The 13,035-nt window shown below is 60.0% G+C and carries 14 protein-coding genes; 5 read left to right on the top strand and 9 right to left on the bottom strand.

The window, feature by feature from the left end:
* Positions 1-21: 21 nt before the first annotated feature.
* The gene (locus tag P9272_RS29875) at positions 22-1,794 is read right to left on the bottom strand and encodes a PAS domain S-box protein (RefSeq protein ID WP_278163393.1); all 1,773 of its coding nucleotides are present in this window, start codon (positions 1,792-1,794) and stop codon (positions 22-24) included.
* 225 nt (positions 1,795-2,019) lie between these two features.
* Here P9272_RS29875 and P9272_RS29870 point away from each other — a divergent pair, with 225 nt between their 5' ends.
* Together P9272_RS29870 and P9272_RS29865 are read left to right on the top strand one after the other, a co-directional pair.
* A complete protein-coding gene (locus P9272_RS29870; RefSeq protein ID WP_278163437.1) occupies positions 2,020-2,136 on the top strand; it encodes a hypothetical protein in 117 nt (38 codons plus the stop codon).
* Positions 2,137-3,029: 893 nt separating this feature from the next.
* A complete protein-coding gene (locus P9272_RS29865) occupies positions 3,030-3,224 on the top strand; it encodes a hypothetical protein (RefSeq protein WP_278163391.1) in 195 nt (64 codons plus the stop codon).
* A 21-nt stretch (positions 3,225-3,245) separates the two neighbouring features.
* Here the strand turns inward: P9272_RS29865 and P9272_RS29860 are convergent, their stop codons facing one another.
* Both P9272_RS29860 and P9272_RS29855 read right to left on the bottom strand, forming a co-directional pair.
* The gene (locus tag P9272_RS29860) at positions 3,246-3,461 is read right to left on the bottom strand and encodes an RNA-binding protein (RefSeq protein WP_278163389.1); all 216 of its coding nucleotides are present in this window, start codon (positions 3,459-3,461) and stop codon (positions 3,246-3,248) included.
* A 473-nt stretch (positions 3,462-3,934) separates the two neighbouring features.
* Entirely contained in the window at positions 3,935-4,264 is a 330-nt protein-coding gene (locus P9272_RS29855) for a helix-turn-helix transcriptional regulator (RefSeq protein ID WP_278163387.1), read from the bottom strand.
* A 753-nt stretch (positions 4,265-5,017) separates the two neighbouring features.
* Here P9272_RS29855 and P9272_RS29850 point away from each other — a divergent pair.
* Together P9272_RS29850 and P9272_RS29845 are read left to right on the top strand one after the other, a co-directional pair.
* The gene (locus P9272_RS29850) at positions 5,018-5,209 is read left to right on the top strand and encodes a hypothetical protein (protein WP_278163385.1); all 192 of its coding nucleotides are present in this window, start codon (positions 5,018-5,020) and stop codon (positions 5,207-5,209) included.
* A complete protein-coding gene (locus P9272_RS29845) occupies positions 5,173-5,559 on the top strand; it encodes a hypothetical protein (RefSeq protein ID WP_278163383.1) in 387 nt (128 codons plus the stop codon). Before P9272_RS29850 ends, P9272_RS29845 begins: the two co-directional genes overlap by 37 nt.
* Before the next feature lie 20 nt (positions 5,560-5,579).
* Here the strand turns inward: P9272_RS29845 and P9272_RS29840 are convergent, their stop codons facing one another.
* The 5 genes from P9272_RS29840 to P9272_RS29820 all read right to left on the bottom strand — a co-directional run bounded on the left by P9272_RS29840 (position 5,580) and on the right by P9272_RS29820 (position 10,173).
* A complete protein-coding gene (locus P9272_RS29840) occupies positions 5,580-6,878 on the bottom strand; it encodes an APC family permease (protein ID WP_278163381.1) in 1,299 nt (432 codons plus the stop codon).
* A gap of 149 nt (positions 6,879-7,027) precedes the next feature.
* The gene (locus P9272_RS29835; RefSeq protein WP_278163379.1) at positions 7,028-8,023 is read right to left on the bottom strand and encodes a YncE family protein; all 996 of its coding nucleotides are present in this window, start codon (positions 8,021-8,023) and stop codon (positions 7,028-7,030) included.
* A 15-nt stretch (positions 8,024-8,038) separates the two neighbouring features.
* Positions 8,039-8,635 carry a Fe-Mn family superoxide dismutase gene (locus P9272_RS29830; RefSeq protein WP_278163377.1) on the bottom strand — a complete coding sequence of 199 codons (597 nt, stop codon included), beginning with the start codon at positions 8,633-8,635 and terminating at the stop codon, positions 8,039-8,041.
* Positions 8,636-8,712: 77 nt separating this feature from the next.
* Positions 8,713-9,609 (bottom strand): DUF1259 domain-containing protein, encoded by an 897-nt coding sequence (locus P9272_RS29825; protein WP_278163375.1) that lies wholly within the window; start codon positions 9,607-9,609, stop codon positions 8,713-8,715.
* A gap of 96 nt (positions 9,610-9,705) precedes the next feature.
* The gene (locus tag P9272_RS29820; protein ID WP_278163373.1) at positions 9,706-10,173 is read right to left on the bottom strand and encodes a chromate resistance protein ChrB domain-containing protein; all 468 of its coding nucleotides are present in this window, start codon (positions 10,171-10,173) and stop codon (positions 9,706-9,708) included.
* 260 nt (positions 10,174-10,433) lie between these two features.
* Here P9272_RS29820 and P9272_RS29815 point away from each other — a divergent pair, with 260 nt between their 5' ends.
* The gene (locus tag P9272_RS29815) at positions 10,434-11,732 is read left to right on the top strand and encodes a cytochrome b N-terminal domain-containing protein (RefSeq protein ID WP_278163371.1); all 1,299 of its coding nucleotides are present in this window, start codon (positions 10,434-10,436) and stop codon (positions 11,730-11,732) included.
* Positions 11,733-11,753: 21 nt separating this feature from the next.
* Here the strand turns inward: P9272_RS29815 and P9272_RS29810 are convergent, their stop codons facing one another.
* Positions 11,754-12,926, bottom strand: coding sequence for an MFS transporter (locus tag P9272_RS29810; RefSeq protein WP_278163435.1), 1,173 nt, complete (start codon positions 12,924-12,926; stop codon positions 11,754-11,756).
* Between the last annotated feature and the right edge of the window lie 109 nt (positions 12,927-13,035).

The raw sequence follows: 13,035 nt of genomic DNA, 5'->3' as shown, positions 1-13,035 counted from the left end.
TGAGACATCGCACCCGCTGATCTAAGAAGCGTCGCGCTGAGCCGCTGCCACGAATGCCATCGGCGCTCGCAGTGACCAGACCACCCGGTCCGGATCGTACGTGACTCCGCCAATCCCGTTCAGGGCCTCCGGTGCGACCCGGTTAAGCACGACTGTGCCGAATCCGTCGTGCGCGATCGTCTTGACCTCCGGCCCGTCCTTTTCGGTCCATTCGAGATGGAAGGTGTGGGCACCGTCTTGGTTGGTGACGTCCCATGTCAGGGCAATCGAGCCCCTGTGGCCCGACAGCACCCCGTATTTGGCGGAGTTGGTACAGAGTTCATGAAAGGCGATCCCGAGATACTGAACCGCGTTAGGGGTCAGCACGATGGGAGGGCCACGCAGGGAGATGGCGTCCTCTCGGCCGAATGGTTTGGCTTGGTCCAGGACAAGGTCGGCCAGGGTGGCGCCCTTCCAATCGGCCGATACCAGAAGATCGTGGGAACGTGAGAGCGCCATGATACGCTCGCGGACCCGCTTCTCGAAAATGTCGGGGCTTTCCGAGCGCTTGTTGGTTTCCCGGATCATCGACAGGATTACCGCGTATTGGTTCTTTACACGATGGTTCACCTCGCGCATCAGCATGCGGATGCGCTCCTCGCTCTCCTTCGCGGCTGTGATGTCGCGCGCGATCTTGGAGGCTCCGACAATACGGCCTATGCCGTCGCGCACAGGCGATATGGTCAGCGAGACTGGAATGTCAGTGCCGTCCTTGCGACGGCGGACGGTTTCAAAGCTCTCGACCCGTTCACCGCGGCGGATGCGCTCGATGATCATGGGCTCTTCATCCACGTGTTCCGGCGGGAACAGCATGGTGATGTGCTGGCCAATCGCCTCCTTGGCGGTGTAGCCGAAAAGCCGCTCGGCCCCCTTGTTCCAGGTTCTGATGAACCCCTCGAGAGTCTTGCTGATGATCGCGTCGAACGAGGACTCGACCACTGCCGAGAGGTGCTGGGCAGCATCCTCGCCGCGCTTACGGTCGGTCAGATCGAGCAACATGTTGACGGCGCCGGTGAGTTCGCCGCGATCGTTGCGCAACGGGGTGGGAAACGGCATGAACGGGAAGAACGACCCGTCCGGACGTTGCCCGATCGCCTCCACACCGCGGATCGGACGATTTTCCTTCAGAGCGATAGCCATCGGACATTGGTCGTGTGGCAACTCTTCGCCATCGGGGGTGAACAGCCGAAAGGTCACGCACCACTTGTCCTGGCCGATCTTCGGCTCACGGCCCGCCAGCGCGGCCGCTGCCTGGTTGTAGTAGGTAATCTTTCCGTCGGCATCGGTCGTGTAAACCGCAACAGGCAAGGCATCCAGAACCTGGTGGAAGCGTTGCTCTTGCTGGCCGATGACTTGTTCAGCTGCTTTCAGGGGTGTCACGTCGACCGTAAAACAAAGGGTATGGATCAAGCGGCCGTCTTTGAAGTGGCCGATTGAGCTGACTTCCACATGTTTCACCGAGCCGTCGCGGGCCCTTAGCCGCGCAGGACAACGGTGGACCTTCTCGCCGTGCGCGAGTCGGTTCATGACGTCCTGAATGACGGTTTTGTCTTCGTAGAAGGCGGCGATCTCTTGCCCCATATACTCGGCACGCTCATAGCCCAACATGCGCAGTTCGGCGGTATTCACATCGACGATGCGTCCGTCCGCGTTGACGATGTGCAGGCCAACGGCGGCGTTTTCGAAGAAATCTTCGTAGTTGATGGCCGACGATGCGAAGTCGTTTGCCAGCCCAGGTGGGCTCACCTTTTCCATTGATATCCTGTCGGCAGCGTCGGCTGCGTAGAAACCCCGTCGGATGCGAATGGTTCCCTGGTGGCGTTTCGATGGGTCGACGGAGCAAGCTTGCTCATCTTGCGTATCTCTTTTGCGAACTGTTCACCTGCCTCAAGGTCGTACAGCGGACCGAAGATATGAAGCTTCCGCCTGCCGCTGACTCAAGCCGAACTTGCCGATGTGCTGGGCCTTTCTACCGTGCACATGAACCGGGTGATGCAGAGCTTGCGCCGCTCCGTGACGGCGGACTGGGTCCACCACACTGTCGCTATCCTCGATTGGAATAAGCTTGTCGACCTTGCGGGTCTCGATCCGACTTAACTGTCGCTGTTCAGGGAAGCACGTGGCCGGGATCAGGTGATCTCGATGATAGCTTTGACCTTTGCCCTGATCTTTCCGCCTTCATCGCGCACGTCGACGAAAATCTCAACGCGCTGATCATCGAAAGTTGTTTCGCTCAGCATGTCTCGAAGCGCGCGCATTGCCTCATTGCGAAAGATTCCGCGTCCGGCAACTCAACTCAGTGCCCTGATCGTCTCGCACGAAGACCTGACCGTCAACTGTCGAAATAGTATCTCGCCATGTCACCGACCCTGCAGGCGTTTTGATGTTCCGTCCTCAGCCGCCAGCCACGTCAGCCTGATATATGCCTGTCCTGCTGCGCTCGGATCGGTTCAAGGGCAGCGATGCAGCGCTCCAATTTCTGCAGCCGGGATTTGGAAGCTTGTAACTGGTAACCGACACCAATGAACCTTGCTCGCTTCTGAGCATCAGGGAGGCCAAGAAGCTCCTCTTCCAGCCGGGCTATTTCCTCCCGGACTCGTTGGGCGTCAATGACTCGCTGCTTCCGGACCCAGCTTCGGCCTCGCATACCCCGCGATTGTCCGGCTGCACCGACTGGGGTTTCCGATTTTGCAGCTGCTGGGATAGAATTGGCGGGGCTCATTTCGGAGTCTCGCAAGTGCGTCACCTGTGTCAGTCTAGCCGGTCGCGGGCCCTACGCGGCCTGTTCGCCAACCCCGGCCGGAATATGTCGCTGGAGGCCAGCTTGGCAACCCCTGTGCCCAACCCTTTCGATCTTCTCACAGGCGTCGTCGCCGGCAGGCGGCGGGGCCGCCTTGCCCGAAGGCGTCAGCGAACCCACGAGGAGGCGTTGACGAACACCATATTTGATCCTTGAATGTAGGCGAGGGGATGGGCTGGCGGAGGTCACAATGCCCCTTGGGAGAAACGTCTTCACCCCGATTGAATTGGCGCTGCTTGGCAGAGTTTTCGACCGACGGAAGGATGTGCCCGAAACAGCTGACGAACGAGAGCGGAGAGCCTCGCGGATCATCGCCTATTATCAGGCTGGCATCCACGACGAGGCTGAACTGGACGAGCTTTCCCGCAAGCCGCTCGGTCGTTAGCGGAAAAGCTGGGATCTCTGGTTATGATCGATCCGCCTGCCTGGAAAGGGTGCGCAGGAGATCGGCTTCTGTCCGGGTCCCGTCGTTGAAAACGCGGAGGATATCAGCGGCAAGATCTTCCCGCCGCTCTTTTTCCCGCACAGTCAACCCGCGCTGAGCACACAGCAGGTCGAAAACACGCTGGATCAGTTGCAACTCAGCAGGATCATAGGTGCCGGCATATCGCGACAGCGGCATTGCAACCGACCCTCAAACTCGGCCACGTCCCGAATATTCCATACAACGCGTTGATTTGCCAGGGAGTTTGATGCAACGGGGAACCAATTCACGGATCGGTGATTAAATTTGCAGCGGTCAATCCGTCGGGTGTAGGCGGGGACGATCGAGACCTTCAGTTCACAAATCACGCGATAACGGCAGAGCACCGGCGGGGCTGGGTGACGTGCCAGTAGCGGGTCTCTCGCAGGCTCTATCAAGCGCATACCATCCCGGGACATCAGAGCTCGGCACCGATTTTGCTTCGCCTTCTCATCGGCGGAGCGAGACGATGGTGCTTTCACGAGACCTATACGATTCTGACATGGCCTTTCATGTCTCAAGCGGAACTGGAGAACCAAGCCTTGCGGATCATCTCGAAATATCGCGCTGGCGTGACCGACAAAGGCAAAGCCGATCGAGATTTGCCGGCAGGCCGGCCGCACAGATTTGCACTAAGCGCCCACCGGTTTCGCTAAAGCACGCCGGGCACGTTTTCTCTCCCGGCGGCGCCAATTTCTGTTGTCGGCCTCGCGACCACCAGTCTGACCTTCGGCGCGCACCAATGATGGGCTCCCGTCAACGGCAAAGACAATTCCCGCGCCCTCCAAAGCCCCCCGCATAGCGGCGACAGCACCGGACCTCGGGTTCCTCACCCCGTTTTCAAATTCGCTAATAGTCATTTCGCTAAGGTTGGCCTTAGCAGCGAGTCGTACTCGCGACCAATTCAACAGAGCTCTGGCAGCTCTTGCGTGTTCTGCTGTGAGTAAGTCCCGGCTGTCCATAGTCCTACAATGCCTGAGCGGCACATAGGTTCGCAAGCATCGGCTAATATGTTCTCGCACTTGCCAATAAGCCGACTTATGCAAGTATCCGTTGCGATTGTGGCCCCACCCCGCCAGGGGCGAGGGCCTATATGGGCACATGGCGCGTCACAGCGCGCTCACAAATGTCAAGGTTGTCAGGCAAGAGAGCCGGATGTGACCGCTCAGCCGGCAAATCGCGCGGCAGTCTCGGCAGGAACCGGCGATCACCAGTGCGTCATCGTCGGGCGATACTATCAAATGTATTCGGCGATGGCGCTTGCCTCGACTATTTTGCTGTCATGGCAAATTCCACAAGGCAAACACCACAATCGGTGGTGCAGCTTCTGGGTCCGCTGCGTAGAAAGGCCGCTCGTTACCGCGGCGGCTCCACGGACGCGGGTGATGAGTTGGTGGAGTTGACTTTGCGCGTTGCGCTTTCAGAAGAGTCCAATCGGCCAGCGGAAATCAGCCTTTACAGATGGCTGAACGACATCATGAAACGGCACCTCAACTGAAGACGACCATCGAGGTCTAAGGCCAACAGCTAGGGACGCTTTCGCTCCATCTTGTCGCCTTCGATGAAGCGGTCCATGCGCTCGTGCAGCGTAGACACGCTGCCTTTGAGGTTGCGCACGCCGGTCATCACCTCCTCGGGGAATTCTCGCAGGGCGGCCTTTGTCTCGGCGACGTGTAGCTTGTGCGCGGCGAGCGCCGGGCCACAGCAAGGCCGTGTTGGCAACCTATCTCGCCGGCTCAGACGCCAAGGTCGCTCGTGGGCTGCTGGTGTCGATCACGCTCTCCGTCACCCATGTCACCATCGCGATCATCATCGCCGCGGTGTCGTTGCCGCTGGTTTCGATCGCGCTTGGCAGCGTCGTCCGGCGCTGTTGCCGGAGGATGTCAACCGCGGCCTGCTCGGGGTGATCGGCCTCTGGAAGATTTGGCGGGCCTTCAGCCATGGCCACCATCATAAGCATGAAGGCGAAGCCGTTGGCTTCATGGCCGGCCTGATTCCGCGCCCGTTGACTGTCTTCGTGGGGTTCGCGATCTCGAGGGGAGTTCCGGTGGCAGGCCTTCTTTTTGCCGTCACGATGATGGCCGGTGTCGCGTTGACGCTGTCGTCGGTCGCAGTCCTGTCAACACTGTTCCGCGAACATCTGGTGCAGATATTTGAAATCCGTCCGCGCGTGTATGCCGCTATTTCTCGCGCCATGGAAGGCGCTGCAGGGATCTTTCTTGCCGGCGTGGCCGTCTGGCAAATAGCAGCAGTTTAGAAGCTGGCATTTTTGTCTGATCAAGGAGACAGAGCAGCTCGGCGCCGGATCACCCAGCGTATTGCGAACAACCCCGCGAGTGAGGCGGCACCGATCGCGAGCAACATCGGCGGGATGAAGAAAACCAGCACAAGGCAGCCGAAAAGTCCGAACCAGGAGAAAAATGGTGAAGTCAGGCGTTGTTCGAGAGAAAGCTGCAGCGCTGCAAAGTGGGTGATCGCAAACCACACTAATAGATAGAAACTTGCCAGTGGCAGGATCTGTCGCAAGTCGAAGAGCAGCACCAAAACGAAGGTTATCGCGCCGATTGCCAGTACTGCATGTCGGGGCGCATTGAATCGCGGATGCAACTCGCCCAGCCATCCAGGCATTTCATGCGCTTGGCCCATGGCCAACCCCACTCGCGAAGCGCTGAGCAGATCGCTGATCAATTCATTGATCGATGCGAGCCAAGCGGCGGCCAAGATGACCCATCCGCCCCAGCTGCCAATAGCGCGCGTGGCAGCCTTGAACAATGGTACGTCGTCCTTGCCCAGTTCTGCGCCGCCGAGCACGCCAAGGGCTACCGTTGCAACGGCATAAAAGACAATCGCGGCAATCGCGATGCCGCCGGCGATCGAGAATGGAATTGTTCGCCGCGGATCCTTCATCTCGCCGGCCATGATCGCCGTGCGCATAAAACCATCCCAGGCCCAGAAGAAGATTGCCGCGCCTGCCATGAACTCGAGTGGTCCGGTCTCGAATCTTGGCGAAAGATTTGACACCTCGACGCGTGGCAACGAAAAGGCGACGAAGACAAACAGCAGCGCGACAATCACCGCCATCAGGCCAATCACCACCCTGCTTGTGAAGGCAATGCCGAAGGAGTTGAGGGCGACGGCGACTAGGACAATCGCTGCTGCGGTAACGTGGATCGGAAGACCGTGAACGGCTTGTGCCGAATAGTAGGCGAAGGCCAATGCCACCACGCTTGTGCCGACAATGCCCTGCCCGAGGTAACAACAGCCTGCAATGAAGGCGAGCGAGTCATAGTGGAACGCGCGCGCCCAGACGAAAGCCCCGCCGGCTTCCGGAAAGTTCACGCCGAGTTGCGCGCCGCTGACCCCTGTGCTCCATGCCACCAAGGCGCCAGGTATCATTGCCAAGAGAAGTGTGCTGCCAGCGTGAGCAGCTGTATCGCCCAGCGCCCCGAAAATCCCGGTGCCGATGATCATCGCTGCGGTCAGCAGCGTTGCTGCAATGCGACCTACCTGACGAGCGGCAGCGTTCTGTGATCCCGCGCCGACCTCATTAGTTGCCTTACTGACCGGCTTCTTCATAGTGTCGAAAACTCGATAGGAGCGACGCTCTGCCCGCACTTAGGGTTGCGGTCGCCTCGTTGCGTTGGGCATGCCACGCTACACGGGCGGCGGCTACCAGACTTGCAGTCTTTGAAATGCATGCCGTGGAATTCAACTGTGACTTCCTTTCATCTAGACGGGCGAAAGACGAGTATAGCTGCCTGAGATTCGAACCACCCGGCACGCGCCGCGACAAAGAGCCTGTCCAGTTCGGGGACAAAGAGGGATGTTCTTGCTCCGCTGGATGTTTCAACCCGACCGATTGCGCGGAGCCCATCTGCGTCGCGCCCAATGACATCGACCGCCCCGTCGCCACAGCTCACATAGAAGCGATTTCGTTTGCCGTCGAAAAAGACGTTATCGGCGTCGCCGCAGGTGTCGACGCTCTGCGTCACCACACCCGTTGCGGGGTCAATCTGCACCAGTTTCGGCGGACTGCGGAAAACGACTGCGATCGGTCCGCCTGAGCCGACAAGTGCCATGGGAAAATTCCCATTGAGGCCGGCGAATTTCCAGCTGGAGACCTGGCTGCCTGATCGAAGGTCGAGGACCGCGACCTGATGTTCGTCAGGCACGTTGACGAACGCACGGTTGGTCTTCGGGTCGATATCGAAGCCTTCCGGATGTCCTGCCAGTTTCATCTCGCCGATTAATGCTCGATTGGTCGGACCGATCGCTGCCAGTCCACCGCTACCGAATCCAACCAACACCCGGCCGTTGACCGGGTCGATCTGGACGTTATCTGCATCGTCCCCAAGAGCAACTGCCCCCAAGAGCGACAGATCGGCAGCACGAAAGAACTGCACCGAGCCGTCACCGGCATTGGCGACGACGATCAAGTCGCCATCACTCACATAGGCAATTCCTTGCGGCTCCTTGAGATTGCTGATCCTGCCCGTGACCTTGCCAGACTTGAGGTCGACGATGTCGACGCTGTCGTTCCCGAGTTCGGCTACGAACAGGCGGTTCCCGGCAACATCGACGGCCATGTGGTCGATCCGGCCGCGAACGTTTTCCAGCGGGATGCTTTGCACTTGGATCAGAGGCGCATCCGCGGCCTGGCAGACGTCCATTGCCGCCTGGATCATCGCTGCCATCGCGAAAGCTATGATAGCCGTGCGCATTACACCGCCTAACGTTCAACTCGCCCGGCTGTAGCGCTCATAGAGCGCCGTCGCATTTGCCCAGCGCACGGCTTCCATGAAAGCATCGATATAGCCACCGGCTTTGGCGCCGAAGTCGATGTGATAGGAATGCTCATACATATCGAGCGCCAATATCGGCTGGCCCGCCGCCAGCGTGTGACAATGGTCGGATGCCCACTGATTGACGAGCTTGTTGTCGCGCGCCGACCATGTGAGCAGCACCCAGCCGGAACCTCCGCCGAGTGCCTTTCCCATGGCGCTGAATTCGCTTCGCCACCGCTCGTATGAGCCGAAGTCGCGCTCCAAAGCATCGCGCAAAGACGCTTCCGGCGCGCTCTGCTCGCCGAGCCCGTCAAAAAACAGCTCGTGCAGGATCATCGAGTTCATTGCGACAAGTTGCTCGCGCTTCAGCCCGTTGACGAGAAAGCCCGGAGCGGACTGATAATCCAATTCTGCAAGTTGCTCCTCGATCAGGTTGAGCCGCTTCACGGCTCCCTGGTAATTGTTCTCGTAGTGGCTGACGATAAGGCGTTCCGACATGCCTTTGATCCGCGCAGGATCACAGCCAAGTGGTTTGATGCTGTACGGCATTTTTCCTAGCTCCCTATGTGTTGCGTGTGGAGAGTAGAGGTCTCGGACGCCGAGCCCGGCCGAGACCTCCAGTCTTCTCAGCCACTCGCGAGATGAATCTTGTCGAGCGCGGCCCTCAGCCCGTGCGCGAGCTTCTCCACGTCGTCATTGGCCCAGAAATGCATGAAGAACAGGCGAGGCTCCTCGTTCAGCATGTGACTATGCAGGGCGGTCACCTCGATGCCGTTGTCGCGCAGGGCACGGAGCACAGGGTTGACTTCGCTTGAGGCCAGCACGAAGTCGCCGGTGATTGCCGCCTTCCCGTTGCCTGTCGGTTGGAAATTGATGGCGATGGCCGAGCCCATGGCGGCAGGCACCGGCATATCGGCGTCCGTTATCTTTTCTGCGCGCGGGATACTGACCTGGTAGACTCCCCCGCTCACCTTGCCCTTGTGGCCCAGTGCCTTGTCGACCTTGGACGTTTCGAGATCGATTGAAGTTGAGGGCGCGTTGCCGCCCGACGGTGCATCGGAAAGGGGCGTCTGGCTTTCCTGCAAGCCCGCGTTGACGGCCGCCGCCAGTTTCACCGGATCGCCACGGCCTTCGATATGCATGTACATCGTGGCGGGCTCGGCGCTGAGCAGGTGATTGTGGACGGCAGTAATCTCGATCCCGTTCTCGACCAGCTTCTGCATCACCGGATTTACTTCAGGCTGAGTCAGGACAAGATCGCCCATCACCATGGCGTCCTTGTCGCCCATCGCTTCGAAGGCCACCCAGGACCCAAGCGCGAGGGCCGGCTTTATCTCGACGCCGTCGAGGGTGACCTTGAGGTCCGAACGCGGCAGCCCGACCCGGTAGACGCCGCCGGGCAACTCGGTGCCCGATTTCCCGAGCGCTTGAGCTACCGCCTTCCAGTCAGGTGCCGCCAGAACGGGCTGGGCGATTCCAAGGGAGGCCGCCAGCGCGAGGCCAGCTACGATTTTTCCATGCATGGTTTGCTCCTGTGATCAGCCCAATGCCCAAACAAAAAACGTCCGCCGATCCGAAACACCATTGCGCTCGCGTAATCGTGATGCGCGCTCGGTCAATCACGCCGCTGGCTTTGTTGCAGGAGGCCAGCTGTGCCTCTCGCCTTTCCGACCCGATGCCCAGGCATAGAGGGCGTCGTATATGATGAACCCATGTCTTAGGACTTCCTGGTCGTCCGGCGTGACGTCCCGGAGTCCCATTGAGATTGCCAGCAGCCCGGCCGACTGCGGCGTGAGGTCATGCCTGTCGGTGTCCGCGCCGCGGACTATCGCGGCGATGGTCACGATCGCGGCATCGCGATGGAGGCTGTGCTTCGCGACGAAAGTATCGAAGCTGCAGCCTTCGCCCACATGTGTGTACTCGACGCCCGGTACATCAAATGGCGTAGCCCCTGTCTCCTCGGCCACCTTGATGACTCGGTCCGGGGCCACGAACAGAAACTCGGGTTCTTTGTCGATAAAGCGCGCGATCAGCCAGGGGCAGGCGATCCGGTCAATGACGGGACGTTCGCGCGTAACCCATTTCATGGAGTAGTCCTCCCTTTAGCTGGTCAAACGGAACGGTGGCATCGCCACTGGGCCAGGATCCAGACTTCAGCTACGGTGCGAGGCCGGGCGGCCCGAAAGGCGACGGAATGATCCGGTGGATGGCGCTTCCATTCGCAGGGATGCCGCGAAGAACGCTACACCCAAGCTTTTGTTGATACAAGTGTTGCATCGCATGTTTCGGCAATGATACATATTCCACGAGTGGGCAGAGTACGGCATCCATTGCGGAGTATCGGGAAATGGGCGGCTCGCAGCACTCGACGTACAGCCCCAAGACCGGGATCGGACGCTGGGTCGACGCCCGAATGCCGCTGCCCCGGCTCGCCTACGATAGCTTCGTTGCCTATCCGGTGCCGCGCAACCTCAACTACATGTGGACGTTCGGCGGCATTCTGTCTCTGATGCTGGCCTCGCAGATCCTGACCGGCATCGTGCTGGCGATGCACTACACGTCCGACACCAATCTCGCCTTCAATTCGGTCGAGACGATCATGCGCGACGTGAATTCGGGATGGCTGCTGCGCTACATGCACGCCAGCGGCGCCTCGTTCTTCTTCGTCGCCGTCTACATCCACATTTTCCGTGGCCTCTATTACGGCTCCTACAAGGAGCCTCGCGAGTTGCTCTGGATCCTCGGCTGCATCATCTACCTCCTGATGATGGCCACCGCGTTCATGGGCTACGTGCTGCCCTGGGGACAGATGAGCTTCTGGGGCGCCACCGTCATCACTAGCTTCTTCACCGCCATCCCGCTGGTCGGCAACTGGGTTCAGCAGCTGCTGCTCGGGGGCTTCGCCGTCGACAACCCGACTCTGAACCGGTTCTTCGCGCTGCATTACCTGTTGCCGTTCATGATCGCCGGGGTCGTGGTGCTGCATATCTGGGCGCTCCATGTCGTCGGCCAGTCGAACCCGACCGGCATCGAAGTCAAGTCGAAGACCGACACCGTCGCCTTCACGCCTTACGCAACCGTCAAGGACGCGTGCGGCATGATCGTGTTCCTGTTCGTCTTCGCCTATTTCATCTTCTATATCCCGAACTACCTGATGGCCCCGGACAACTACACAGTTGCCAACCCCCTGAAGACGCCGGCGCATATCGTTCCGGAATGGTATTTCCTGCCGTACTACGCGATCCTGCGCGCGATCACCTTCAATATCGGGCCGATCAACTCCAAGCTCGGCGGTGTGCTGTGCATGTTCGGCGCCATCGCCATGCTGTTCCTGGTGCCGTGGCTCGACACTTCGAAGGTGCGCTCGGCGGTCTATCGGCCGTGGTACAAGCTGTTCTTCTGGCTGTTCGTGGCCGACGCCGTTCTGCTTGGATGGCTGGGCTCGCAGCCGGCGGAAGGCACCTACGTCGCCATGGCGCAGGTTGCAACGCTGTTCTACTTCGCCTTCTTCCTGGTCATCATGCCGGTGCTCGGCATGATCGAGACGCCGCGGCGGCTGCCGAACTCGATCACTGAGGCCGTTCTGGAGACGAAGGACAAAGCTATCGAACACCCGGCAAGCACGGCTGCCGGACCCAGGAGCTGAACCAGCTTCCAACCCGCGCCGTCATCGCTCCTCGGGCGGTTTGATGTGGCGGAATGCCGAAAGCAGGGCCAGATCGTAAAGGATCTTAAGGACGCCGCAGATTACGAGAGGCCAAGCCTCAAATCCGGCAGCGAACAGCGCGCCAGCGATGGCTGGGCTCGCAGCGGATGCGAGGCTGCGCGGCACCGACGTGACGCTCGCCGCCGCCGGCCGTTCCGGTGGCGTGACCACCGCCATGACATAGGAGGAGCGCGTCGGCACGTCCATTTGCGATAGCGCCGCGCGTATGAGGAGAAACGCGAGGGCAGCGTCTCGATTAGGAATTACCGCCGCCAGAATGAGACAGACACTCGACGGGATGTGAGTGACTACCATCGTGTTCACGAGGCCAATGCGGGTGGACAGCCAGGCGGCGACCGGAAATGAAAAGGCCGACAAAACACCCGACCAGAAAAAGAACACTCCGGCTGTCGATAGTGAAAGTCCAAACCTGTTGAAGAGCCACAAGGCGACGAGCGACTGCACGGCGAAGCCGCCGGCGAACGCATCGATGCTGAACAGGGCCGCTAGCTTGTAGACAATGCCGCGCGATGGCCCAAGCGCCGTTGCGGATCGATCCTGTGAACGAGTTTGCGGACCAGCCGGAATGCGCGCGTATACCAGGCCGCCGACCACCCCCAGAACTGCGTAGAGGGCGAACATTGCCCTGAGCGCCGTCAGGCGTGACATGCCGATCGCTGCCAGCAAGTCGGGACTGGTCGCGGCAAGCGCGCCAACGGCCGCCGCCAGTGCGCCTATCAAACTGTAGCGTGCGAACGCCCTCGTGCGGTCCGTATCAGTGACCAGACGCGACAGGAGGGCGTGCTCCAGCGGAACAAAGATACTGACGCTGCCGGACGAAGGATTGATGGTGCCGAGAAAGGCCACGAGCAAGACGAATGCGTAGGTGCTTGACCGGGCATAGGCGAGGCCGGTTGCGATCATCAGTCCGGACGCGGCCACAAGCAAGAGACGTCGGTCTTTCCCTAGGGCCAGGTATCCGATGCCTAGTGTCAACAAGGCCGAACCCAGCAGCGCAACGGTCGCGACGACGCCGATCTCCAGCGGTCCGAGCCCGATCGCCGCCAGGTAGGCGGGCAGGAGCACGGCCGCGAATCCGTCGCCAAAATCTCGAAAAGCCCGCGCTGCGTAGATATTCGCAGCGGCGTTCCCTTCCTCGGTGCGGAGGAGCTTGTTGACATCGATCGGCTGAACCAAGACAGCTGCCTTTGGAAATTCGAAGCACTTGAGCCACCAAGAGTGG

It is taken from the genome of Mesorhizobium sp. WSM4976, assembly GCF_029625685.1.
In the GTDB taxonomy this organism is placed as follows: domain Bacteria; phylum Pseudomonadota; class Alphaproteobacteria; order Rhizobiales; family Rhizobiaceae; genus Mesorhizobium.
The sequence above is the reverse complement of the archived record's forward strand: the minus strand, read 5'-3'. Positions and strand labels throughout refer to the sequence as shown.